Source organism: Caulobacter sp. GW821-FHT11E10, from assembly GCF_058808375.1.
The window spans coordinates 102,005-126,082 of sequence record NZ_JBXARP010000005.1; the positions used below are offsets into that span (position 1 = coordinate 102,005).

General features: G+C 68.6%; 22 protein-coding genes. 10 read left to right on the forward strand and 12 right to left on the reverse strand.

The annotated features are described in order from the left end of the window. Window positions 1-633 carry an LPS export ABC transporter periplasmic protein LptC gene (gene lptC, locus AC1RRV_RS11540; protein ID WP_492859771.1) on the reverse strand — a complete coding sequence of 211 codons (633 nt, stop codon included), beginning with the start codon at window positions 631-633 and terminating at the stop codon, window positions 1-3. Between the two features lie 188 nt (window positions 634-821). Between lptC and AC1RRV_RS11545 the strand changes: the two genes are divergently transcribed. Genes AC1RRV_RS11545 through AC1RRV_RS11555 form a run of 3 tightly spaced genes read left to right on the forward strand, consistent with a single transcriptional unit; the run spans window position 822 to window position 3,877 of the window. Further along, window positions 822-1,886 (forward strand): LLM class flavin-dependent oxidoreductase, encoded by a 1,065-nt coding sequence (locus AC1RRV_RS11545; RefSeq protein ID WP_492859772.1) that lies wholly within the window; start codon window positions 822-824, stop codon window positions 1,884-1,886. Further along, complete coding sequence (locus AC1RRV_RS11550) at window positions 1,883-2,506, forward strand: cysteine hydrolase family protein (protein ID WP_492859773.1); 624 nt, start codon at window positions 1,883-1,885, stop codon at window positions 2,504-2,506. The genes AC1RRV_RS11545 and AC1RRV_RS11550 overlap by 4 nt, the downstream gene beginning before the upstream one ends. Then, window positions 2,507-3,877 (forward strand): zinc-binding metallopeptidase family protein, encoded by a 1,371-nt coding sequence (locus AC1RRV_RS11555; protein WP_492859774.1) that lies wholly within the window; start codon window positions 2,507-2,509, stop codon window positions 3,875-3,877. Here AC1RRV_RS11555 and AC1RRV_RS11560 read toward each other — a convergent pair. Then, complete coding sequence (locus AC1RRV_RS11560) at window positions 3,874-5,181, reverse strand: DsbA family protein (protein ID WP_492860098.1); 1,308 nt, start codon at window positions 5,179-5,181, stop codon at window positions 3,874-3,876. The two genes, AC1RRV_RS11555 and AC1RRV_RS11560, sit on opposite strands and share 4 nt — an antisense overlap. Window positions 5,182-5,292: 111 nt before the next feature. On the opposite strand from AC1RRV_RS11560, the gene AC1RRV_RS11565 reads away from it, so the two are divergent. Together AC1RRV_RS11565 and AC1RRV_RS11570 are read left to right on the forward strand one after the other, a co-directional pair. After that, window positions 5,293-6,948 (forward strand): sulfatase-like hydrolase/transferase, encoded by a 1,656-nt coding sequence (locus AC1RRV_RS11565; protein ID WP_492859775.1) that lies wholly within the window; start codon window positions 5,293-5,295, stop codon window positions 6,946-6,948. Next, on the forward strand, window positions 6,945-7,967 hold the full coding sequence (locus AC1RRV_RS11570; RefSeq protein WP_492860099.1) for a formylglycine-generating enzyme family protein: 1,023 nt from the start codon (window positions 6,945-6,947) through the stop codon (window positions 7,965-7,967). The genes AC1RRV_RS11565 and AC1RRV_RS11570 overlap by 4 nt, the downstream gene beginning before the upstream one ends. Here the strand turns inward: AC1RRV_RS11570 and AC1RRV_RS11575 are convergent, their stop codons facing one another. Beyond that, window positions 7,968-8,384: a DUF1330 domain-containing protein gene (locus tag AC1RRV_RS11575; RefSeq protein ID WP_492859776.1), complete on the reverse strand. Its 417-nt coding sequence runs from the start codon at window positions 8,382-8,384 to the stop codon at window positions 7,968-7,970. Then, window positions 8,381-9,301 (reverse strand): haloalkane dehalogenase, encoded by a 921-nt coding sequence (locus tag AC1RRV_RS11580; RefSeq protein WP_492859777.1) that lies wholly within the window; start codon window positions 9,299-9,301, stop codon window positions 8,381-8,383. The genes AC1RRV_RS11575 and AC1RRV_RS11580 overlap by 4 nt, the downstream gene beginning before the upstream one ends. 79 nt (window positions 9,302-9,380) lie before the next feature. Here AC1RRV_RS11580 and AC1RRV_RS11585 point away from each other — a divergent pair, with 79 nt between their 5' ends. The 3 genes from AC1RRV_RS11585 (at window position 9,381) to egtB (ending at window position 13,656) form a co-directional block, all read left to right on the forward strand. After that, complete coding sequence (locus AC1RRV_RS11585) at window positions 9,381-10,478, forward strand: MBL fold metallo-hydrolase (protein ID WP_492859778.1); 1,098 nt, start codon at window positions 9,381-9,383, stop codon at window positions 10,476-10,478. Between the two features lie 58 nt (window positions 10,479-10,536). After that, window positions 10,537-11,178, forward strand: coding sequence for a TetR/AcrR family transcriptional regulator (locus tag AC1RRV_RS11590; protein ID WP_492859779.1), 642 nt, complete (start codon window positions 10,537-10,539; stop codon window positions 11,176-11,178). Window positions 11,179-11,493: 315 nt separating this feature from the next. Continuing rightward, complete coding sequence (gene egtB, locus AC1RRV_RS11595) at window positions 11,494-13,656, forward strand: ergothioneine biosynthesis protein EgtB (protein WP_492859780.1); 2,163 nt, start codon at window positions 11,494-11,496, stop codon at window positions 13,654-13,656. Between the two features lie 99 nt (window positions 13,657-13,755). Here egtB and AC1RRV_RS11600 read toward each other — a convergent pair whose 3' ends face one another. Beyond that, window positions 13,756-14,019, reverse strand: a complete 264-nt coding sequence (locus AC1RRV_RS11600) for a con-10 family general stress protein (protein ID WP_492859781.1) — start codon at window positions 14,017-14,019, stop codon at window positions 13,756-13,758. Next, on the reverse strand, window positions 13,973-14,143 hold the full coding sequence (locus AC1RRV_RS11605) for a hypothetical protein (protein ID WP_492859782.1): 171 nt from the start codon (window positions 14,141-14,143) through the stop codon (window positions 13,973-13,975). Before AC1RRV_RS11605 ends, AC1RRV_RS11600 begins: the two co-directional genes overlap by 47 nt. 118 nt (window positions 14,144-14,261) lie before the next feature. Here AC1RRV_RS11605 and AC1RRV_RS11610 point away from each other — a divergent pair, with 118 nt between their 5' ends. After that, window positions 14,262-14,930, forward strand: a complete 669-nt coding sequence (locus AC1RRV_RS11610) for a DUF1345 domain-containing protein (protein WP_492859783.1) — start codon at window positions 14,262-14,264, stop codon at window positions 14,928-14,930. A 2-nt stretch (window positions 14,931-14,932) separates the two neighbouring features. Here the strand turns inward: AC1RRV_RS11610 and AC1RRV_RS11615 are convergent, their stop codons facing one another. The 5 genes from AC1RRV_RS11615 to AC1RRV_RS11635 all read right to left on the reverse strand — a co-directional run bounded on the left by AC1RRV_RS11615 (window position 14,933) and on the right by AC1RRV_RS11635 (window position 20,581). Then, entirely contained in the window at window positions 14,933-15,682 is a 750-nt protein-coding gene (locus AC1RRV_RS11615) for an EF-hand domain-containing protein (RefSeq protein ID WP_492859784.1), read from the reverse strand. 111 nt (window positions 15,683-15,793) lie between these two features. Next, window positions 15,794-17,218, reverse strand: a complete 1,425-nt coding sequence (locus AC1RRV_RS11620) for an ATP-binding protein (RefSeq protein WP_492859785.1) — start codon at window positions 17,216-17,218, stop codon at window positions 15,794-15,796. Beyond that, a complete protein-coding gene (locus AC1RRV_RS11625; protein ID WP_492859786.1) occupies window positions 17,215-17,979 on the reverse strand; it encodes a response regulator in 765 nt (254 codons plus the stop codon). Before AC1RRV_RS11625 ends, AC1RRV_RS11620 begins: the two co-directional genes overlap by 4 nt. Window positions 17,980-18,178: 199 nt before the next feature. Next, a complete protein-coding gene (locus AC1RRV_RS11630) occupies window positions 18,179-18,889 on the reverse strand; it encodes an MBL fold metallo-hydrolase (RefSeq protein ID WP_492859787.1) in 711 nt (236 codons plus the stop codon). Window positions 18,890-18,964: 75 nt separating this feature from the next. After that, the gene (locus AC1RRV_RS11635) at window positions 18,965-20,581 is read right to left on the reverse strand and encodes an amino acid permease (RefSeq protein ID WP_492859788.1); all 1,617 of its coding nucleotides are present in this window, start codon (window positions 20,579-20,581) and stop codon (window positions 18,965-18,967) included. Window positions 20,582-20,762: 181 nt separating this feature from the next. On the opposite strand from AC1RRV_RS11635, the gene hrpB reads away from it, so the two are divergent. After that, window positions 20,763-23,204 carry an ATP-dependent helicase HrpB gene (gene hrpB, locus AC1RRV_RS11640; protein ID WP_492859789.1) on the forward strand — a complete coding sequence of 814 codons (2,442 nt, stop codon included), beginning with the start codon at window positions 20,763-20,765 and terminating at the stop codon, window positions 23,202-23,204. Here the strand turns inward: hrpB and AC1RRV_RS11645 are convergent. After that, complete coding sequence (locus AC1RRV_RS11645) at window positions 23,201-24,067, reverse strand: DUF4350 domain-containing protein (RefSeq protein ID WP_492859790.1); 867 nt, start codon at window positions 24,065-24,067, stop codon at window positions 23,201-23,203. The two genes, hrpB and AC1RRV_RS11645, sit on opposite strands and share 4 nt — an antisense overlap. Between the last annotated feature and the right edge of the window lie 11 nt (window positions 24,068-24,078).

The following is a 24,078-nucleotide window of genomic DNA, read 5'->3' on the forward strand; positions in this document are numbered from 1 at the left end:
TCAGCGCCCGGGCTCCAGACGGGTGCGAACCCGGCCCTTCAACACGACGCGATCGCCCTTGTCGGTGACATTGTATGCATTGGCCTGGGTGCTGCCCTTGGGGCCCGCGCCCGCGATGCCGGCGTCACCGCTGACCTCGCCCGTGCGCATGTCGATCAGGGCTCGGGGCGCGTCGAAAGTGTAGCCCTCTCCGCTGGTGATCTGCACCGCGTCCGACAGCAGCAGGGTATGCTCGGCTTCGCGGTAGAGGCCGGTCTTAGCCGTGGCCTGGCTGGGATTGGGCTCGCCATAGCCCCGCACCAGGGTCGGGGCGGTGAGCCGGACCAGGTTCTGGTCCTTGATGTCACGCTCAGCGTGGGTGGCGGTGATCAGGAAGGCGCGACCGTCCTTGAGCACGCCCGTGAAGCGGGGCTTGTCCAGGACCAGCGGCTTGGCGGTGGCCTGGGTCTGGACCTTGCTCGAGGCGAAGGTGCGCCACGAGGCCTGGGCGACCACGGCGACTCCAATGCCGACCGCGAAGACGGCCAGCGTCAGCCGCAAGCGACGAACCGGCGCCCGGCGACGATTGCGGGCCCGTTCGGCGGCGCTTTCAATGTGGGGGACGGCGGTTTCGCCATCGGTCTGGGTGAGCATTTGGGGGAATGGATAGTCCCACGTTGTCATTCGCCCAAGACCTTTGTTTTCCGGTGCGCGGTCCTGGCGCATGTAAGTTGCGTGGAGATGGCGTCGGCTGGCGTCCCGTCAAGTGCGGCCGCCAAGCCGGTTGTTTGGGGACGCGAAGCGCGTGATCCTCCCGCCCGCGCCGTGTAAGGATCCGCGTCATGTTCCATAGACCCTCGCAGCACAAGGATTTCGGCGTCTTTCTACCCGTGGCCAATGGGGGGTGGATCGTCTCGAAAACCACGCCCTCGCTGGACGGTCTCTACGCCCAGAACCGCGCCGCGGCCGTGGCCGCCGATGAGATCGGCATGGATTTCGTGATGTCGATGGGCAAGTTCCGCGGCTTCGGCGGCGAGACCGATCACTGGGGGACCTCGCTGGAGTCGGTGACGCTGATGGCCGCCATCGCCGAGGCGACCAAGAACGTCCGCATCTGGGCCACGGTGCATCCGCTGCTGCAGAACCCCGCCGTGGCCGCCAAGATGATCGCCACCCTGGACCATATCAGCGGCGGCCGGGCCGGCCTGAACATCGTCGCCGGCGCCTATAAGGCCGAGTTCGACCAGATGAGCGCCTGGGACGATTCGCTGGATCACGACGACCGCTACGGCCTGGCCGAGGAGTGGACGACGATCGTCAAGCGCCTCTGGACCGAGGACAGCGTCGATTTCGCCGGCAAGTACTTCACGATGAAGGACTGCCAGTCCAAGCCCAAGCCGCTGTCGAAGCCGCGTCCGGAATTGATCTGCGCGGGCATGTCTGATCGCGGCTTCCAGTTCTCGGTCCGCGAGGCCGACGCCTGCTTCATCGGCGGCCGCTCCCGCGAGGAGCACCGCGACGCGTCCCGCCGCGCCAAGCAGTTGGCCGAGAGCCTGGGCAAGGCGATCCGCACCTATGCCATGTGCACTGTCATCCACGCCGAAAGCGACGCCGGCGCCGAGGCCCTGGTCCGCCGCTACGCCGAGGGCGCGGACATGGGCGCGATCGTGGCCATGCTGGCCAGCTGGGGCGTCCCGGGCGACCGCCTGCAGGCCGTCGCCGCGAAGCAGGGCGCCTTCATGACCCAGACCATGGTCGGTTCGCCCGGCACGTGCCGCGAGCAGGTCGAGGCCTTCATGACCGAGTGCGAACTGGACGGGCTGATGCTGATCTTCCCCGACTATGTGGAGGGGCTGGCCATGTTCGGTTCCGAGATCCTGCCCGGTTTGCGGTCGGTGTTCTCGTGAGCGTGAAGGATTGGATCGCGCCGGGCCGCACGGCTCTGCTGATTATCGACATGCAGACCGACTTCGCCTCGCCCGAGGGAGCGGCGGGGCAGTGGGGCCTCGACCTCTCGACCGTGCCGGCGGCGCTGGCGGCGGCGGAGCGCCTGACCCAGGCGGCGCGAGCGGCCAGCGTCCCGGTGGTGTTCGCGGGCCTGTTCACCACGCCCGAGACCGAGTCCGCGGCCTGGAACGAGCGAATGCGCCGGCGTGGCGGCGATCCGACGGTCGACGCGGCCCTGTGCCGGGCCGATGGACCCGGCAGCGCCTTCGTCGGCGCGCGGCCGGAGCCGGGTGAGCTAGTGATCCGCAAGACCCGCTACAGCGCGTTCTGGGGCACGGACCTCGACGCGCGGCTGAAGGGCATGGGCGTCGACACCCTGGTGCTGGCGGGTCTGACGACCGAGTGCTGCGTCGACGGTACGGCGCGCGACGCCTTCAACCTCGACTACCACGTGTTCGTCGCCGCCGACGCCTGCGCGGCCTACGAGCCGGACTTGCACGCCGGGGCGCTGAAGGTGCTGGACCTCAACACCGCGATCCTGACCGACTCGGCCAGCGTCGCCGCCGCCTGGAGCGCCTGAGTGGATCCGATCTCCGGGCATTCGATCACCCCCCAAGCGATTACGGGGGCCGATCGCGACGCGATCGCCGCCGCTATCGACGCGGACGAACTGGTCGAACTGGCCCTGACCCTGGGCAACATCCCCAGTCGTTCTGGCGAGGAGAGGGCGGCCGGCGAGTTCGTCCACGACTGGATGGCGCGAGAGGGTTTCTCGCCGCGCAAGGTGGGAGCCACGCCGGAACGCTTCAATGTGATCGGAACCTATGGTGGCCTGGGCGCGGGCAAGAACCTGCTGTTCACCGCCCATCTGGACACCGAGAGTCCGACCCGCGATCCCGATCTTGACGTTCACAAGTACAATCCCGCCACCCTGGCCGATCCCGAATGGGAGCGTTGCTGGCTCGAGGACGGGGTGTTGCGCGGCTATCCGATCGCCAATGATCGCGGGCCGATGAGCTGCTTCCTCATCGCCGCCAAGGCCCTCAAGAAGGCCGGCTATGGTCTGGCCGGGAAGATGTACCTCACCGCCTGTCCCGGTGAGATCGGGCCCGAGCCGATCGAGGAGCATCGTGGGCTTGCCTATCTGGGCAAGGACATCGGCGCGCACTACCTGTTCCACCACGGTGGCGTCGCGCCCGACTACGCCATCGCGGCCGAGGGCTGCGACTTCGGCCAGACCTCCGTCGGCTGCGGCTATGCGGTGTTCCGCCTAAGGCTTTGGGGCGAAGGGGTTTTCACGCCGCTGCTGCGCCATCCGGAAGCGGCCGGCGACCATCCCAATCCGCTCTATCGCATCGGCAAGCTGACCGACGCCATCCATGCCTGGACCCGCGACTGGGAGGCGGAGAGCCGCTACGAGAGCGCCGGCGGGATCGCCGAGCCCAAGGTCCAGCTGTGCGCTATTCGCGGCGGCGTGCCCTATCAGTTCGGCGACGGCACCGAGGTGGTCAGCCTCTATCTCGAAGTCGGCTTGAACCCGCGCCAGAAGGCCGCCGACGCGCAGCACGCTCTCGAGGCCATGGTCCGCATCGCGGGTGTCGGGCGGGTGGAGATCGAACCGGTGGTCGTGCGCCATGGTTTCGAGGCCGACGCCGCCGAGGTCGCAGCGCTGGTCGGGGCGGTGGACGCGGCCACGCGCCTGGGCCTGGGCCATCCCGTGGCGCGGGCCAATCCGATCTATTCCAGCATGTGGCGCGACCACAATGTCTTCAACATGCACCGCGTCCCGGCGATCACGACGGGACCGAAGCGCTGGCGGCCTTCGCCTCAGGACCTCGTCGACAGCGCCCTGATTTACGCCCTGACCGCGCTGGAGGTCTGTGGTCGCGCTGAGGACGGGACGACGGCGCGCGCCTCGTCGGTCTATCCGGACAATCCGTTTGGTGGCTAGGCGCGAGACGGAGCCCGCACCGGCTCCATCGCCGCGCGGATGTCGTCCTCCAGCATCCACAGCCGGTCCTGGCCCCAATGCGCCGGACGACCGCTGACGCGGAAGGTCGGCGCGCCCCAGAGGCCAGCTTCCAGCAGAGCGGCGCGGTTGGTCTCGACGCGCCGGCACCAGCCATCGTCGGCCAGGGCGGCGGTTGTCTGGGCGTCCGTCAGGCCCGCGCGACGGGCGACGGCGAACAGGTCGCGATCCTCGGCCAGGGCTAGCCCGTCGGCGAAGGCGGCCTTCAGGCCCAGTTCGGCGAACTCCTCACCGAGACCCAGGTCGATCGCGTGATGCAGCACGGCCAGGGCTCGCTCCGCCCCGGCCCCGACCGGGTCGACGATCCTGCCGAACGGCAAGCCGAGGCGCTCGGCCTCGCGCTTGCAGTCCAGGGCGATGTAGAGGGTCTTCACACGCGGCACGGCCAGGCCCCGCATGACCATCGGCAGGATCGGCCGCAGCTCCAGCGTCGCGCCATAGGCCTTGGCCAGCTGCCGGATGCGCGGCAGGATCAGCCAGGAATAGGGGCTGCGGAACGAGAACCAGACCTCGATAGTCGGCCCCCCGCCCATCAGCGGCGCGCCCAGGGACGGCTCGATGGCCGGCGCCATCGGCGGTAAGCCGGCTTCGCGGTCGAGACCTCTGGCGGCCAGGCGGTTCTCGAGATGACCCAGGCGATCGACGCTCCAGAACCATTCGCCCTCGAAGTGGAACATGCCGCCCAGATAGTGGCCGAGGCGCGCGCGGCGGCTCTCGCCGCTGATCAGGATGTCGTCGACCAGATGCGGATCCTGGCCGCTGGCCCAGGCGGCCATGCCGGCCAGGGTGCGGGTGTCGCCCGACCACATGGCGGCGCCGGCGGCGGAGGCGACCTCCTCGAACCGACCGCGCTCCAGGGCGTCGGCCAGCACGGTCTGGAGCCGTCGAGCGGTCTCCGCCTCCGGGAGCACGGCGCCCGCCGGAAAGCCCAGGCCGCGCGCCCGGGCCAGCCGGGCGGCGTCGCGCAGGCCGTAGTCCCGCAACCGCGCCCGGTCGGGGGCGGCGGAGTCCTCGGGCGGCGGAACCAGCCAGGTCTCGATCTCGACGGCGTAGCGGGCGCGCAGCCTCGGCAGCATCTGCGCCGCAAGGTGCGAATAGGGATCGTCGGCCTGATGGAAGTAGCGGATGGTCGGCCGCTCGCCGCGAAGGCGGGCGGAGAGGGCGGCCGTGTCCCGCGCCAGCTTGCGACGGACGGGACTGGTCAGGGCGGCGGTCACGCCTCGCATGAGGTGGGTGCGCAGGGACACTGGGGCTACCTCCGGAATGTCGGAGGGATGACATCTAGCGGCACGATGAATGTCAATATATGCTGTCAGCAACGATAGGGAGAGGCGCGCATGAAGGGCTGGAAGGCGCTTGTGGCGATCGTCGCCGTGCTGGCCGTGGCCGGCGCGACGGCTTGGCATTTCCGCTTCGAGCTGATCATCCAGATCGCGCGCTCCCGACTGCCGAAGGTCGAGGCCAACCAGCCGGTGACCTGGACCAAGGGACCTGACGCGCCACCGACGGGCCAGCGGCCGCCGAACGTGGTGTTCATCCTGGCCGACGACCTCGGGTACAACGACATCACCCTGAACGGCGGCGGCGTGGCTGGCGGAACCGTCCCGACGCCCAACATCGACTCCATCGCCCACCAGGGCGTGACCTTCGCCAACGGCTACAGCGGCAACGCCACCTGCGCGCCGTCGCGGGCCGCGATCATGACCGGCCGCTACGCCACCCGTTTCGGTTTCGAGTTCACGCCCACGCCGGTGGCGTTCTCACGCGTTGTGGGCGGTGGTCACGGCGGCGATCCGCTGCATCCGCCCCGGTTCAACGCCGACCAGGTCAAGAACACGCCCAAGGACGAGAACAGCGAGGCTGTGCCCTCCACCGAGATCACCATCGCCGAGGCGCTGAAGACCAAGGGCTATCACACCGTCCACCTGGGCAAGTGGCACCTGGGCGGCATCAAGGGCTCGCGGCCCGAGGACCAGGGCTTCGACGAGAGCCTGGGCTTCATGGCCGGCGCCTCGATGTTCGCGCCGCCCGGTGACCCGTCGGTCGAGGAATCCCGCCAGGATTGGGACGCGATCGACAAGTTCCTGTGGGGCGCGGCGCCGTTCGCGGTGCAGTTCAACGGCTCCAAGCCGTTCCATCCATCGACCTACATGACCGACTACCTGACGGATGAGGCGCTGAAGAGCATCGACGCCAACCGGAACCGGCCGTTCTTCATGTACCTGGCCTACAACGCCGTCCACACGCCACTTCAGGCGCCCAAGGCCGACTACGCCGCCCTGTCCCACATCAAGGATCACCGCCTGCGGGTCTATGCGGCCATGGTCCGCAATCTCGACCGCAACATCGGCCGGGTGCTGCAGGCGCTGAAGGACAAGGGGCTGGACGACAACACCCTGGTGATCTTCACCACCGACAACGGCGGGGCCAACTACATCGGCCTGCCGGACATCAATCAGCCCTACCGCGGTTGGAAGGCGACCTTCTTCGAGGGCGGCATACACGTGCCGTTCCTGCTGCGCTGGCCGGGCCAGCTTCCGGCGGGGGCGGTCTATCGCAGCCCGGTGGGCCACGTGGATATCTTCGCCACCGCCGTCGGCGCGGCCGGGGCCTCTCCGCCCAAGGACCGGGTGGTGGACGGCGTCGACCTCGTCCCATTCGTGAAGGGGGCAGCGAGCGGCGATCCGCACAAGGCGATGTTCTGGCGCTCGGGTCGCTACAAGACGGTGCTGGCCGGTGGCTGGAAGCTTCAGGTCGCGCAGGAGCCGAACAGGACCTGGCTGTTTGATCTGTCCACTGACCCGACCGAGCGCCACGATCTTTCCAAGACGCGACCGGACAAGCTGAGGGAACTGCGGGCGGAGCTCGCCCAGTTGGACGGTCAGATGCGAAAGCCCGCGTGGCCGTCGCTGGTCTCCGGCGCCTTCTACATCGACCATCCCGGCGGCCAGCGCGCCAAGCCCAGCGACGAGTATGTCTATTGGGACAACTGAGACCGGTCGCGTCGGCCCTGGCGGTCCTGGGCGCTCTGGCGCTGGCGAGCTGCGGCGAGCCGGCGCCCAAGGCGTGCCTTGCCGGCCTGACCGTCGCCGACCCCGCCCACCGCACCGCCGGCATGGTCAAGCTGTCCGGCGGTGACTTCCTGATGGGCGCGGCGCCTCAGCGACCCGAGGAGGGGCCCTCGCAGGTGGTCGCGGTCGCGCCGTTCTGGATTGATCGGACAGAAGTCACCAATGCCGCCTTCGCGCGGTTCGTCGAGGCCACGAAGTACCGCACCGTGGCTGAGAGACCGCTCGATCCCGCGCGCTACGCCCAGCTGACGGCGGCGCAGCGGGTTCCGGCCTCGCTTGTCTTCGTGGGGGCGAAGATGGCGAGGTCGGACGACCCTTCGCAATGGTGGCGGGTGCTGCCCGGCGCCGACTGGCGTCATCCGGACGGGCCTCGCTCGAACATCAAGGGCAAGGAGGCCTGGCCGGTTGTTCAGATCGCCTGGGAAGACGCCATGGCCTACGCCCAATGGCTGGGCCGCGACCTGCCGACCGAGGCGGAATGGGAGTACGCCGCCCGCGGCGGCCTGGTCGGCAAGCGCTATGTCTGGGGCGACCAGCCGCAGAATCCGGCTTCTCCGCGCGCTAACACCTGGCAGGGCGCGTTTCCGGCCCAGGATCTGGGCTCGGACGGCTTCAAGGCCAAGGCGGCGCCCGTCGGATGCTTCCCGCCCAACGGCTATGGCCTGGTCGACATGGCCGGCAACGCCTGGGAATGGACCAAGGACTGGTTCAAGCCGAACCTGGATCCCATCAGCGTCATCGAGACCGGCGGACCGCCCGAGATCAGGGCGCTGGCTCCCGACGAGCCGAACGCGCCCAAGCACGTGATCAAGGGCGGGTCGTTCCTCTGCACCGACGACTATTGCTTCCGCTATCGCCCGGCCGCGCGAACGCCCGGACCGCCCGACAGCGGAGCCTCGCATATCGGGTTCCGGACCGTCTTGCGCGAGCCGAAGGCTTAGCTAGAAGCCCGCGTTGGGCTTGGTGCGGATGTTCAGCTGCCCCGCCAGACCGGCTTTGCGGTGGTGCTCGATGACGTGCATCTCGGCCGAGAGGGCCATCTTCTGGAAGGCGGCCAAAGAGGGGTATTCCGCCAGCGCCACGGCGTCCCAGATCTCCTCGACCTCGCCGATCATCAGGCCGGTGACCGGTCCGCTGTAGCGGATCTGGCCGCCCAGGGCCGTGATGAGCTTGGCGACCTCGACGCCATAGCGGTTGTAGGCCTCCCGGCCCGAGAGCTCGGGTTCAGAGCCGTCTTCGTACTCCGCCTTCTCCCTGAACTTCAGCAGGTTGACCATCACGAACGGGCCGTCCTCGCGCCCGCCGAAAAAGGCTTCGAACTGTTCCGGGGATGGGAAGACGTGGTTGACGACGTTCATTCCGCGAACTCCGGCTGGGGAAGCTTGGCGACGATGCCGTCGAGCAGGGCGGCGATCTCGGTGGGGCTGTCTTCTTGGACGAAGTGGCCGCCCTTCAGCGTGGTGTGGGCGACGCCGCGCGCGCCCGGCACGCGGGACTGGAACACGCTCTCGCCGCCGCGGGTGATCGGGTCGGCGTCGCTGAAGGCGGTGACGAAGGGCCTGTCGTATTGCTCAAGCACCTGCCAGGCCGCCTTGTTCTCGGCGACCGAAGCGTGTTCGGGCGTGATCGGCACCAGCGTCGGAAACTGCCGCGCGCCTTCCTTGTAGCTCTCGTCGGGGTAGGGGGCGTCATAGGCGGCTCGCTCGGCGTCGGAGAGATCTCGGGCCGTCCCGCCGTTCAAGATGAAGCCGATCGGCAACTCGGGCACGTTCTGGCTGAAGTTGAGCCAGGCCTCGAAGCCCGCCGTCTTGCCCGCGCCGACCGGCAGGCCGGTGTTGGAGACCACCACGGCCGCGAACCGTTCCGGAAAGGCGGCGACCAGGCGCAGGCCGATCAGCCCGCCCCAGTCCTGGCAGAACAGAACGATGTCGGTCAGCTCGTTGCGGACCAGCCAGTCGCTCATCCAGGCCACGTGCCGCTCGTAGGTGTAGTCGGTGCGCAGGGCCGGCTTGTCGGAGCGGCCAAAGCCCACCAGGTCCGGTGCGATCGCCCGGCGGCCGCGCGCGGCGAGGTCGGCGATCACCTTGCGGTACAGATAGGCCCATGAAGGCTCGCCATGCATCAGCAGGATCGGCCGCTGGTCGCGCGGACCTTCGTCGACATGGTGGATGCGCAGCGGTGTCCCGTCGTCATTGAACACCGGGGTGTAGCGCGGGGCGTAGGGCCAGTCGGCCAGCGCCTCGAACCGACTGTCCGGCGTGCGCAGCACGTCCATGGGCTTTCTCCATCCGTTTCGCGGATTGATATTGGCATTATGCGTGCCATTATAAGTTTCAATGGTCAAGGAGACGGGCATGCGGCGGATCTGGATCGGCCTGGCGACGGTAGGCGTCGTGGCGACCGCGGCGCTGGGCGGGGCCTGGCTGCTGCGGGAGCGCCTGGCGCTGATCGCGATGCGCGGGGTCTACCAGCAGGCTCTAGCGACCGATCCGCTGGGCCAACTGCCGGACGGCCTCCACGTCGGCCTCTGCGGCTCGGGCGCGCCGATGCCGGACCCGACGCGCGCCGGACCCTGCGTGGCCGTCCTGGCGGGCAAGGACCTGTTTGTCGTCGACGCCGGATCCGGCTCGGTTCGCAACCTGCTGCTGATGAACCTGCCGCCGCCCAGGCTCAGCGCGGCCTTCGTCACGCACTATCATTCCGACCATATCGCCGACCTGGGCGAGCTGATGTTGCAGCGCTGGGGCGGCGGCGCGACCCACTCGCCCTTGCCCATCTATGGTCCGCCAGGCCTCGATCAGGTCGTGAAGGGTTTCCAGGACGCCTACACCCTGGATCGTGGCTATCGCGTCGCCCACCACGGCGAAGCGGTCATGCCGCCCTCGGGATTCGGCGGTGCGCCGCACGCCTTCACGGCCGATCCAAACGGCCCGGACGTGCTCGTTCTGGAGCGACCCGGCCTGAAGGTCTGGGCGTTCCCGGTGGCCCATCAGCCGGTCGAGGGCGCGGTTGGCTACCGCTTTGACTACAAAGGCCGCAGTGTCGTGATCAGCGGCGATACCGGCCCTTCCGAGCGGCTGACCAAGGCCGCCAAGAGCGTCGACCTGCTGGTCCACGAGGGCTTGGCGCCCAACCTGGTGGCCGTGCAGCAGGAGGAGGCGGCGAAGGCGGGACGGGCCAACTACGCGGCCATTTTCCACGATATCCTGGACTATCACGCGGCGCCGGAGGCGGTGGCCGCCGAGGCCAAGGCGGCGGGGGCCAAGGCCGTGCTGTTCTACCACATCATCCCACCGCTGCCGGTCCGGGCCCTGGAAGGGCCATTCCTGGGCAAGTCGCGCCAGATCTTCGGCGGTCCCATGAAGGTCGGGCGCGATGGCGACTTCGCGTCGTTGCCGGTGGGATCGCGAGAAATCCGCTGGTCCAACCGCCTGAACGCCTTCCAGTTTTGAGTTGGCTGATCGTTCGCCGCCAGTCTAAGCAAAGGTAAGAAGAGAAAGGGCCTGGGTCGTGAGTTCCGCCGCGCGTCATCTTCGTCTGGGATCGGAAGGCTTGGGATCGGAAGCCGAGGCCCCGCTCGCCGACGGCCGGCGCCGGCGTTCGCAGGACAGCCGCGCGCGCATCGTCCAGGCCATGCTGGAACTCGTCCACGGCGGCGACCCGTCGCCCTCGGCCGAGCAGGTGGCCGCGCGGGCCGATGTCGGCCTGCGGACCGTCTTTCGCCATTTCAACGACCTCGAGAGCCTCTATCGCGAGATGTCGGCGGTGATCGAGGCTGAACTGATGGCCCTGGTCCAGACGCCGTTCAAGGGCGTGACCTGGCGCGAGCGGGTCCTGGAGTTGGTCGAGCGCCGAGGCTGGGCCTACGAACGGATTGGACCCTTCAAGCGTGCGTCCGAGACGCTCCGCCACCAATCGCCGGCCCTGACCGTCGACCACCAGAAGATGGTCCAGATCTCGCGCGAGATCCTGCGCCGCGAATTGCCCGCCGATTTCGCCAAGGATCGCGTGCGGTTCGAGGCCATCGACCTGCTACTCAGCTTCGAAGCCTGGAACCGCCTGCGTCGCGACCAGGAGCTCACGCCCAAGCGCGCCGCCGAGGTGCTGCAGGTCGTCATCGCCGGATTGCTGGAAGCGCCGCCACAGGACTGAGGACAGTCCGGGGTTGGAAGAGGAGGGTCGCCGGTCGAGGCTGCTCAATTCCTCGACCGGCAGGCTCGCCGACGGTAAGGGGCTGCCGGCGTCCTCCGATTGATAGACGCCTCCGCACACGTTCTCCCTCTAGCGTTAGCGCGATTTGAAACCCGATTTGGGTTTCCGTCGTCCAAGCCTTGCGCGTGGCCTCCTGCCACAAAGTGTCAGCAACGCGAGGGGTGCGCGCTTGTCACCTGCGGTTGGAACGCCGAAGTTCGGAGAACGTTGTCGCGCTTGGGCTAGCCGGTTCGACCGTGGCCCGCAGGAGTGCTCATGACCCCGGACGATCAGCCCGCCATGACCCTCGCGGAGGCTTCGGTTGACGCGCTCGTCGATCGGTATCGCCATGTGCGCCGGCGCACCGAGACACTGGCCGCTCCCTTGTCGCCCGAGGACCAGGCCGCCCAGTCGATGCCGGACGCCAGTCCGACCAAGTGGCATCGGGCGCATACGACCTGGTTCTTCGAGACCTTCCTGCTGGCGCCGTTCCTGCCGGGCTACACGGTCTATGACGATAGCTTCGGCTATCTGTTCAATTCCTACTACGAGGCCGTGGGCCCCCGGCAGCCGCGTCCGCAACGCGGCCTGCTGACTCGTCCGTCGACCCAAGCCGTCGGCGCCTATCGCGTCCATGTCGACGCGGCGATGCTCCGCCTGCTGAGCGCCCCTCTGACGCCCGAGATCCGCGAACGTGTCGAACTGGGGCTGAACCATGAGGAGCAGCATCAGGAGCTGATCCTGATGGACATCCTGCACCTCTTCGCCCAGTCGCCCCTCAGCCCGGCCTACCAGGCCGGGATGGTCTCGCCGCGCCCGGATCCGGGCCCGCAACGCTTTCATCGCTTCGCGGGCGGATTGGTCGAAATCGGCGCGTGCGCGGCCGGCTTCGCCTTCGACAACGAGCGCCCGCGCCACAAGACCTATGTCGCGCCTTTCCGCCTGTCGGACCGGCTGGTGACCAACGGCGAGTGGCTGGCCTTTATCGAGGCCGATGGCTACGGCCGCGCCGATCTCTGGCTCTCCGAGGGCTGGGCCAAGGTGAAGGAAGAGGCGTGGGAGGCTCCGGCCTACTGGCGACGCGATGAGCGCGGAGCCTGGACGACCATGACCTTGCGCGGCCGCCATCCGGTCGATCCGAACGCGCCGGTCGTCCACGTCAGTTACTACGAGGCCGCCGCCTATGCCGCCTGGTCTGGCCGCCGCCTGCCGACCGAGGCCGAGTGGGAGGCCGCCGCCACCGCCAAAGGTGTCACGACCCTGCGTCAGCTCTACGGCTCGACCTGGCAGTGGACCGCCAGCGCCTACGGGGCCTATCCGGGCTTCAAGCCGGGCGCAGGGGCGCTGGGCGAGTACAATGGCAAGTTCATGGTCAGCCAGATGGTGCTGCGCGGCGGTTGCGAGGCCACGCCGCCCGGCCATTCGCGGGCGACGTACCGCAACTTTTTCCACCCGGGCAGCCGTTGGATGTTCGGCGGGCTGCGCCTGGCGGACGATGATCGCCTGTCCGAGGTCACCCCCGGCAACGGCTTTCTCGACGAGGTGGTCGCGGGGCTTTCGTCCTCGCCCAAGACCCTGTCGGCCAAGTACTTCTACGACGCAGAAGGCTCGCGGCTGTTCGAGGCGATCTGCGAACTGCCGGAATACTATCTGACCCGCACCGAGACGGCGCTGCTGCGGAAGATCGCGCCGGAGATCGCGGCGCGCATTCCCGACGGCGCGGCGCTGGTCGAGTTCGGCAGCGGAGCCAGCACCAAGACCCGCATCGTCCTGGACGCCGCGCCCCAGATCGCCGTCTATGCGCCGATCGACATCAGCCCCAGCGCGCTGGACGAGGCCGCCGCTAGCCTGCGCGCGGACTATCCGACGCTGAGCGTCGCGCCGCTGGTGGAAGACTTCACCAAGGCTATCGACCTGCCGGAAGGGGCCAAGGGTCATATGCCTGTCGGCTTCTTCCCCGGTTCGACGATCGGCAACTTCGCGCCCGACGAGGCCGAGGCCCTGCTGCGCCAGGCGCGTGAACTGTTGGGTGACGGCTCGCTGTTCATCGTTGGCGCGGACGTGGCCAAGGATCCGGCCGTCTTGATCCCGGCCTATGACGACGCGCAGGGCGTTACCGCCGCCTTCAACCGCAATGTCCTGGTGCACATCAATCGCGAGCTGGGCGGCACGTTCGATCCCGACGCCTTCGAGCACCGGGCGGTCTGGAACGCCGCCGAGAGCCGCATCGAAATGCACCTGGAGAGCAAGCGCGACCAGATCGTCATGGTCGGCGACTACGGGTTCCGGTTCGCCGCCGGCGAGACCATCCACACCGAGAACTCGTACAAGTATCCGGCCGACGCCTTCGAGGCGATCGCCCGCCGGGCCGGCTGGATGGTGGCCCAGCGCTGGGTCAGCGAGGACCCGGCCTTCGCGATCTACGCCCTCACCGCCTGACGCGGGTCAGGCCTAGGGCGTCGGGCAGGCCTACACGCGCGAAAACGCGCCGGTTCCGAAGGGCTCGGGACCGGCGCGTTTCGGATCGAAATCCGATCGCTAGAGGATACGTTCGCCGGGACGGCCGCCACGCGAGGACGAACCGCCCTTGCGTCCGGCATTCGCCGCGAGGTCGCGATCCTTTGCGAAGCTGCGCTTTTCGCTGGGCACGCTAGCTCCGCCCTTCCTGGCGATCTCGCGTCGGCGTTCCGGGTCCATGGCGGCGAAACCGCGACGACCGCGGGGACGTTCGCTATCGGTGTCCATGTGGGGGCTCCTAGTCGGGACTGGTAACAGGCGGTACGGACGAGAAGGCGGCGCCATAGGGACGGTCGTCCCCTGGATCGACCGGCGCTGGCGAGGTGGGGGGCTCCTCGATGGGCGTGACGCCGGGCTCGTACTCGGGCGGCTTGGGCTCGGGTGGTGGCGGGGCGTCTGGGTCGGTCACTGGTGTCATTTCCTGCGCGTTCCAGTGAAGTAACCAGCGAAGTCGCTTTCGGTTCACCGTGCAATGACACTAATTACGCCGCACCGGGTTGAGCGGTCCGGCAAGGAGTCGTCTGAGAATGGTCCGCAAGACCAAGCAGATCGTTGATCGCGCCGCGTCACATTGGCGTTTGGCGGCGGGTTTGGCCGTCGGCGTCGTCGCCTGGTCGGTCGCGAAATATTTTGGAGCGCCGCGGGGTTCGCACCTGTTGCTGGGCTGGGACGCGGCGGCGTCGGTCTATCTGTTGACCACGTGGACATTGTTCTTGCGCGCCGACGAGGCCGAGGTGCGGTCGCGGGCGGCGTCGGAGGATGAGGGCGTCCCGATCCTATTGCTGATCGTTCTGGCCGCCGTCATCGCCAGCCTGGGCGCGGTGGTCGACGCCATGATCGTGGCCAAGGGCGCGGCCAGCATCGCCAAGATCTTCATCGCCGCCAGCGCGGCCGCGACGCTGGTCCTCTCGTGGCTGTTGCTGCAGTCGGTCTTCGTCCTGCACTACGCCCATCGCCATTTCGGCGACGGATCGAGCAAGGGCGGGATCCAGTTTCCCGGCGAGCAGCCGACCGGCTATATGGACTTCGCCTATCTGGCCTTCAGCGTGGGCGCGACGTTCCAAGTCTCGGACAACAGCATCCTGACCTCGAAGCTGCGCAGGTTGGTCACGGCCCACGCCGCCACCGCCTATTTCTACAACACCGCGATCCTGGCGCTGGGCATCAACATCATCGCCAGCCTGGTCGGCGGCTGAGCTCAGCCGCGTCGACCGCCGGGACCGCCACGGCCACCCATCTGGCCGCCTTCGCCGCCGCGCGGACCCGCGCCGGGGCGCCGGCCCGTCTGCGCCGGAGTCTTGGGCAGCTCGGCCAGTTTCAGCAGGCCGTCCTTGTCGGTGTCCAAAAGCGTGAAGCGGGTCCTGGCGGCCTTGGTCGCCTCGTCCTTGGTGATCCGGCGATTGAAGTCTGCGTCGGCGGCCATGACGGGTTCCGGCTCGGCGATCAGGCCATAGAGGGCCGCGCCCTGCAGGGCGTTGGAGAGCTGCGGCCGGCGGCGCTGAACCAGTTCGTCGCCGCCATCCTGGCCCAGACCTCGCGGCCCGCGACGCATCGACGGGGCCGCGCCGCCGATGATCTCGGGGGCGATGTGGTTCTCGTAGGCCGAGACCTCGAACCCATCGATGACGCCGTTGTGGTCGGTGTCGATCAGGGCGAAGAAGCGCAAGGAGTCGGCGATGAACTCGTCACGGCTCAGGGCGGCGTCATGATTGGCGTCGGCGCCGTCGAACCAGGTCGTGATGGGGTAGGGGGCGCCGGGCGGGCCCCGGAAGGGCTCGCCGGCCGGGCTGATGAACAGCTGCGGTCCGCCGCCCATTGGACCGGGACCGCGTTCGCCGGAAGGGCCGTCGGGGCCGCCCCGACCGCGCGGGCCTTCGGGCGGCGCACTGGCGCAGGCGGTGAGGGCGGCGGCGAGAACGGCGGTCAGGCCCAGCGAGCGAAACATCATTCGGGAATCTCCAAGCGGCCAAGCTTTGGAGCCTGGCGGCATTGCCCGGGAATGTCAGGGCGAGGGGCTCGCCTTGCGCCGGCGCAATAAACCGCGCCGTTTCCGCCGCAATCAGGCGGGCAGGCGTACGCTGGCTTTCAAGCCGCCGCCAGTACGGTTGTGCAGCGTGACGTCGCCGCCGTGGGCGCGAGCCAGGGAGCGGACGACCGCCAACCCCAGACCGATCCCGCCGGTCTCGCGGTTGCGCGAGGGTTCGCCGCGATAGAACGGCTCGAACAGGCGCTCCATCTCGTCCGGAGGAACGCCCGGGCCGTCGTCGTCGACCTCGATGATCGCCATGCCATCCTCGGCAGCGTAGACCCGCCCGCGCGCGGCTCCGCCGTATTTCAGGGCGTTGTCAACGAGGTTGGAGACCAGGCGCTTCAGGGCCACGGGATCGCCCTCGACCACGACCTTCTCCGACAGCTCGACGGTGGCGTCGCCACCCGTCTCGGCGGCTTCGTCCATCACGCTTTCCAGCAAGGATGAAAGCTCCAGCTTGGTGCGCTCGGCCGGGCGGTTGGTGTCGCGAACGAAGCCGAGCGTGGCGGCGATCATCGCCTCCATCTGGTCGATGTCGGCGGCGAGCTTGGGCCGGATGTCGTCGGGCGCGGCCTCGATACGGAATTTCAGGCGGGTAAGGGGCGTACGCAGGTCATGGGCGATGGCCCCGACCATGGCGGTGCGGTCCTCGACGTAACGGCGCAGGCGTTCCTGCATCATGTTGAAGGCCGTCGCGGCGGCCACGACCTCGCCCGAGCCCGAGACGCTGAGCGGCGGGGTGCGCGGGTCCTTGCCCAGGCGCTCGGCGGCGTCGGCGAAGGCGCTGATCGGCTGGGCCAGGCGGCGGGCGAACAGCCACGCCAGCGGCGTGACGGCGATAACCGAAAGCAAGAGGATCAGCAGGATACGCTGCTGCCAGCTGTCGAAGCGGAAAGTCGGCTTAGGTTCGACCACCAGCCAATGGCCGTCGCTCTGGCGCACGCCCAGCTTGAAGTCGCCGAAGATCAGCGGCTCGTCCTTGGTCTGGGGACGAGGACCGCCCGGGCCACCCGGACCGCCGGAGCCAGGCTCACGGGCGAACGGCTCACGGGTTCCCCCGTTCGGTCCGACGCGGGCGTCGGGCTTGGGCGGCGTCACCGGCGTGCGGCGGACGAAGAAGCGCGGACCGTTGTCGATCTGCAGCTCGATCCGGTTCACCGGCACGTCGATCGCGCGGCTGATATTGACCTTGAAGTCGGCGCGGCGGGGGCTGTCCGGGCCCATCGAGCGGATCTTGCCGCGCTGCTTGACCACCAGCAGGCGGCCGTCGCGGGGCTGGACCGACTCGCCGGTCTTCAGGGCGCGCACGATCTCGCTGGACCGGTAAAACTCCGGCGGGGGCGGGGGCAGGGTGAAGATAACCGCGATCGAGATCAGCTGGGCCGCCACCAGGGTGACGATGACGAGGCCCAGCGCCTGGACGAACAGCGGCGCGCCGCGCCGGAAAGGGGTCATGGGGTGCGTACGACCTTGGCGGTGAACATGTAGCCTTCGCTGCGGATCGTGCGGATCAGCTCGCTGCCGCCGCCGTCGTCCAGCTTGCGACGCAGGCGGCTGATCTGGACGTCGATGGCGCGGTCATAGGCGTCGCTGTCGCGGCCGCGCGCCAGGTCCAACAGTTGATCGCGGGTCAGGACCCGCTGGGGGCGTTCGACGAAGGCGCGCAGCAGCGAGAACTCACCGCTGGAGAGGTTGACCACCACCGACTGCGGCGAACGCAGCTCGCGGCGGACCAGGTCGAGGCGCCAGCCGGCGAACTCGCAGGCCGCGCCCATGGCGTCGTCGACCGCGCGAGGTTCCTGGCGGCGACGCAGCACGGCGCGGACGCGAGCCAGCAACTCGCGCGGGTTGCAGGGCTTGGGCAGGTAATCGTCGGCGCCCAGTTCGAGGCCGACGATGCGGTCGGTTTCCTCGCCCATGGCCGAGAGCATGATGATCGCCGGCCCGTCTGGGGTGCTCGACAGGCGACGGCAGATGGCCAGGCCGTCCTCGCCGGGCAGCATGACGTCCAGGACGATCAGATCGATCGGGCCGCGCGCCAGGACCTGCTCCATGGTGCGGGCGTCCTGCGCGCTCTCGACCACGTAGCCGTGGCGGGCCAGGAAGTCGGAGACGACGTCGCGGATGCCGGGATCGTCGTCGACGATCAGGATACGTGGAGCCGCGCCGCGCGGAGCGTCGAGGTCGCCTTGAACGGGGTTCTGGACGTTTTCCATACGAATTTCCTGTCACGCCCCCGTCACGTTCAGATTTCACGCCTGAAACAGCGGCGCAACCCAGTCATGCGATCCAAAGTCGCACCGGTGAACGACTGTCCCCCATAGTCGATCGACGGCGTAGGGACCCGGCCGGCCTCTTCCCCCCTTGGCCGGTCGGGGCCCGACGGTTCAGCCCCCAAAGAGCAGGCCCCGAGGCTCAGCCTGGGGAATGATTCTTCGGAATCGCGTAGCCCGAACCCTGAGCCTGCATCGCCGCGATCACGCGGTCTCCCACGAACGGATTTGAACGGCGCTCGGCCCCGAAGGTCGACATAGGCCCGTGACCCGGCACGAAGCGGACGTCGTCGCCCAGCGGCCAGAGCTTCTGGGTGATCGAGTCCAGCAGGTCCTGGTGATTGCCCCGCGGGAAATCGGTGCGGCCGATCGAGCCCTGGAACAGCACGTCGCCGACCTGGGCGAACTTGGTCTCGCGATGGAAGAACACCACGTGGCCGGGCGTGTGGCCGGGGCAGTGGAAGATCTCCCACTCGGTCTCGCCCAGGGTGACGGTGTCGCCATCCTTGAGCCAGCGGTCGGTGACGAAGATCCTCGCCTCGGGCATGCCGTACATCTCGCCGCTCTGCTGGATCTGGTCGATCCAGAACTGGTCGTCCTCGTGCGGGCCCTCGATGGGGACGCCGGTGCGGACCTTCAGCTCGGCCGCGCCGCCGGCGTGGTCCATGTGGCCGTGGGTGACCCAGATCTTGTCGAGGGTCAGGCCCTTGTCGGCGATGGCCTTGAGCAGACGGTCGACCTCACCGCCCGGATCGATGACGGCGGCTTTCATCGTCTTGGTGCACCAGACGATCGTGCAGTTCTGCTGCAGGGGTGTAACCGGGGCGATCACGGCGCCGATGGGCATGGTCATCAGACCGAACTCCAAAAGAAAAGGGCGGGAGCCGAAGCGCCCGCCCTTTCCGACCTAAAGCCTATCGGCCGAAGATCAATCGCGTTCTTCCTTCGAGCCCGGGGCCGGAGCGCCCGGCATCGAGGGAATACCCGTGGCCGGCGCGTTCGGATCCAGTTCCGGAACGTCGAACAGGCCGCGGCCGACATGGCTCTTGCGGTAGCCGTAGGCGAAGTAGATCGCCAGACCCAGGGCGCCCCAGATCGGCAGAACCATCATCGCTTCGAACGGCAGGTTGAAGTAGAGCACCGCGCAGCCGAGCATGGCGACCGGCGCGACGACCCAGATGAACGGGGTGCGGAACGGACGGTGACGGGTCGGGTCCTTCTTGCGCAGGACCATGACCGCGATGGCGACCATGAAGAAGGCGAACAGCGTGCCCGAGTTCGAGATGTCGGCCAGCTGACCGACCGGGAAGAACGCGGCGGCCAAGGCCACGAACAGACCCGTGACGATGGTCACGATGTGCGGCGTCTTGAACTTCGGGTGGATGGACGCGAGCTTCTCCGGCAGCAGGCCGTCGCGGGCCATGACGAAGAAGATGCGGGTCTGACCGTAGATCATCATCAGGATGACCGAGGGCAGGGCCAGGTTGGCGGCCAGGCCCAGCAGGTTGCCGAGGACCGGGAAGTCGATCATGCGCAGGACGTGGGCCAGGGCCTCGTTCGAGCAGACCAGTTGATCCTTGTTGGCGGCCAGCGCGCAGGCGGCGGTGAACGCGGCCGAACCCGGCTGGACGGCCGAGCCGTCAGCGCCGAGCACCGGCTGAGCGCCGATGGCGCCGATCGCGCCGGCGGCGACCAGCAGATAGAAGACCGTGCAGAGGGCCAGCGAGCCGATCAGACCGATCGGAACGTTGCGCTGCGGGTTCTTGGTTTCCTCGGCGGCCGTGGAGACGGCGTCGAAGCCCACATAGGCGAAGAAGATCGAGGCGGCGGCGCCGACCACGCCCATGCCGGTGGTGCCGGCCGGACCGAACCAGCCGTTCGGGGTGAACGGCGAGAAGTTGCCGGTCTTCAGGACCGGAATGGCCATGACGATGAAGACGGTCAGGGCGGTGACCTTGATCGCCACCAGGACGGCGTTGACGCGAGCGCTCTCGGTCGTGCCAAGCACCAGCAGGGCGGTCACGGCCAGGGCCACGACGATGGCCGGGACGTTGACGATGCCGTGGCTGAAGTCGGCGGCCGGGATGAAGCCGTTCAGCGACCAGGTCGGTCCCTGTCGCAACAGATCAGGCCAGTGGAAACCTAGCGCGTTCTCGATCAGCCCCAGGAAGTATCCGGACCAGCCGACCGAAACGGCGCTGGCGGCGACGGCGTATTCCAGGATCAGGGCCCAGCCGACCATCCAGGCCAGCAGTTCGCCCATCACGGCGTAGGAGTAGGTATAGGCGGAGCCCGAGACGGGAACCATCGAGGCCAGTTCGGAGTAGCAGAGCGCGGCGAAGGCGCAGACGGCGCCGGCGATCACGAAGCTCCACACCATGCCCGGGCCGGCCTTCTGGGCGGCGGCGGCGGTCAGAACGAAGATGCCCGTGCCGATGATCGCGCCGACACCCAGCAGCGTCAGCTGCACGGGGCCAAGCGAGCGGTGAAGGGATTTTTTCTCAGCCGTCGCTAGGATCGCATCAAGCGATTTTACGCGCCACATAGTTCCTCCTGATTTAGGCAAGACTCCCCCCGGGGGTCGCCTTTAGAAAATTTTGCGGACCGTGACCCGTTTATGAGCATGGGGTCAAGGCCAAGCGGTGGAAGCGCGTAAATGTTCTCCGCGAGCCCCGCTAGTCCAGACTTGCTTGGCTGCGGACGGCGTGACCGCTAAAGCGGGCGCGATGTTGCCCATTTTCGAGGCCCTTCCAGCGCTGAAAGGCGCCCTCGCCGGGCGGGAAGCCGCCGTGCTCGTCGCGCCGCCCGGGGCGGGCAAGACGACGGCCGTTCCCTTGGCGTTGCTGGAAGAGCCGTGGGTCCAGGGGCGAAAGCTGATCGTCCTGGAGCCTCGACGCCTGGCCGCCCGCGCGGCCGCCGCGCGCATGGCCGCCAATCTCGGCGAATCCGTCGGTGAGACGGTGGGCTTCCGCGTTCGCCTGCAGTCGAAGGTTTCGGCCAAGACCCGCATCGAAGTGGTCACCGAGGGCGTCTTCACCCGGATGATTCTCGACGATCCGGGACTCGACGACGTCGCCGCCGTGCTGTTCGACGAATTCCACGAGCGCAGCCTGGACGCCGACCTGGGGCTGGCCTTCGCCCGCGACGTCCAGAGCGTGCTGCGCGATGACCTTCGCTTGTTGGTGATGTCGGCGACCCTTGATGGCGCGCGCATCTCTTCGCTGCTGGCCGATGCGCCGATCATCGAGAGCCAGGGCCGGATGTTCCCGGTCGACACGCGCTATCTCGGCCGCGATGAGCGCCAGCGTTTGGAGGAGCGCGTCGGCCGCGCCGTCGAACGGGCGCTGGCCGAGGAGAGCGGTAGCGTCCTTGTCTTCCTGCCGGGCCAGGGTGAGATCCGCCGCGCCGAAAGCTGGCTGAATGAGCGTCTGCGTCGTCCGGATGTCGATGTGGCGCCGTTGTATGGCGCGCTAGAGCCGGCCGTGCAGGACCGCGCCATCGCCGCCGCGCCCGCCGGCCGCCGGAAGGTCGTGCTCGCCACCTCGATCGCCGAGACCAGCCTGACTATCGAAGGCGTGCGCGTGGTGATCGACGCGGGCCTGGCCCGCGTGCCGCGCTATGATCCGGCCTCGGGCATCACCCGGCTGGACACCGTCCGCGTCAGCCGCGCCGCCGCCGATCAGCGCCGAGGCCGCGCCGGCCGGACCGAGCCCGGGGTCTGCTATCGCCTTTGGGATGAGCCAGAGACCCGGGCGCTGACCGCCTTCGCTCGGCCGGAGATCCTGGAGGCCGACCTCTCGCGTCTGGCGTTGGATCTCGCGCGTTGGGGCGCGCGCGATCCGTCGGGCCTGACCTTCCTCGACCCGCCGCCCGCCGCCGCCTTCGCCGAGGCGCGGACCTTGCTCGCTCGCATCCAGGCGCTGGACGGGCAGGGCGATCTGACCCCTCACGGCAAGGCCCTGGCCGAGATGCCGCTGCCGCCGCGCTTGGCGCACATGGTCGTCCGCGCCGCCGCCTCGGGCCAGGCCCGTGAGGGCGCCGAGATCGCCGCCGTCCTGACGGAGCAAGGCCTGGGCGGGAAGGATATCGATCTGCGTCGGCGGCTGGAAAACCTGCACCGCGACCGCTCGCCTAGGGCGCGCGACGCCATGGCCCTGGTCGAGCGCTGGAGCCGCGCCGCCGGCAAGCGTTCCGGCGCCAAGGCGCTGGAAACCGGCCTGATGCTGGCCGAGGCCTATCCCGAGCGGGTGGCCAAGGCGCGTGGCAAGCCTGGCGAGTTCCAGCTGGCCGGCGGGCGCGGGGTCTATCTGGAGCCCACCGATCCCCTGGCCCGCGAGGCCTGGCTGGCCGTGGGCGAGTTGGGCGGCGGGGACAGCCGCGACCGCATCCTGCTGGCCGCCGCCGTCGACGAGGCCGAGCTGCGCGAGACCTTCGCCGACCGTCTGGTCGCCGAGGATCGCCTGGAGACCTCCGGCGGCAGGGTGCGCGCCAAGCGCCTGCTGCGGCTGGGCCGGCTGGTGCTGGAAGAGCGCCTGATCGAGAACCCCGACCCAGCCATGATCGCCGGCGCGCTGATGGATCAGGTCCGCGCCGATGGCCTCTCGGGCCTCAGGCTGGGGCAGGGCGTCGAGGGCTTCCGCAGTCGGGTCGCCTTCCTGCGGTCGCTAGACGGCGAGGCCTGGCCGGACCTGTCGGACGGGGCCCTGATCGCCCGCCTGGGCGAATGGCTGGAGCCCTTGCTGCATGGCCGTTCCTCGCTCGCCAGCCTAGACGAGAGCAGCCTCGAAGGGGCGATCCGCTCGCTGGTCGCCTGGGACCTGCAGCAGAAGGTCGACCAGATGCTGCCGGCCCGCTTCAAGGCGCCGACCGGCACCACCGTGGCCATCGACTACGCCGCCGAGGCCGGCCCGCGCATCGACATCCGGGTGCAGGAACTGTTCGGCCTGACCGAGCATCCCAGCATCGCCGGCGGCAAGGTGCCTCTGGTGCTGTCGCTGCTGTCGCCGGGCCACAAGCCGATCCAGATCACCCGTGACCTGCCCGGCTTCTGGAAGGGCTCGTGGCGCGAGGTGAAGGTGGAGATGAAGGGCCGCTATCCCCGCCACGTCTGGCCGGACGACCCCGCCAACGCCGCACCCACCACGCGGGCGAAACCGCGCGGGACCTAGTGCGCCCGGCCCAGCCAGCGCAGGACGTTCAGGATGAACGGCTTGTTCTGGTTGGCTTGCGGATAGTTGAAGCCCATGAAGCCGCCCTGGCCGCTGCGCTGGGCGCTGAACATGGCCGCCTCGCTGAACATGGCAACGCGGCCCTTGCCGACGTTTATCACCGCGCCGCGCAGGTCCTTGTCGTCGGATTTTCGCTCGGGGACGCCGTCGAACTTCCACGGTTCCTTCGGATAGAGAATTTGCCAGCCGGTCCCCAGGCGCATGACCACGGTCGCTTCGGGCGGCGCGTGCAGCACCGTGCCGGTGAAGGCGTAGACGCTGTCGACCGACGTCCCCTTGACCTCGCCGCGGCTGATCGGACTGTCGGTCAGACGGCCGTTAGCCTTGGAGAACTGTTCGGGACCGCGCACGGCCTCGAAGGCGTAGCTGTCCTCGAACTGGAAGCCGAACGCCTGGGCCAGACCGTTCGCGGCGTGGGCGAAGGGCATGTGGTCGGCGATCAGCAGCAGAGACCCACCAGCCTCGACCCAGGCGCGGACGGTCTTGATCTCGTCCGGTGTCAGGTCCTCGGCGGCGTTGGCCATGACCAGCAGTTGGACCTTGGCCAGGCTCTCGGCCGTGAAGGGCGCATCGTTGCTGGCCACGCGATAGCCGTCGTTGCGCGCCAGGGCGGCGAACGGGGCGTAGCGGCCGTCGATGGTGTGGAAGTTCTTGTGCGCCGCGTCGATGGCCAGGACCGGACCGGCGTCCTTGGCCCAGGCCGGCGCGGCGACGGCGACGTCGGCCTTGTCGTCAGGGACCTGCTGGGCGAGGGCGGCGGCGGGGGACGCGAGCAGCGCCAGGGACAGGACCAGCCAACGCATCGCGACCACGC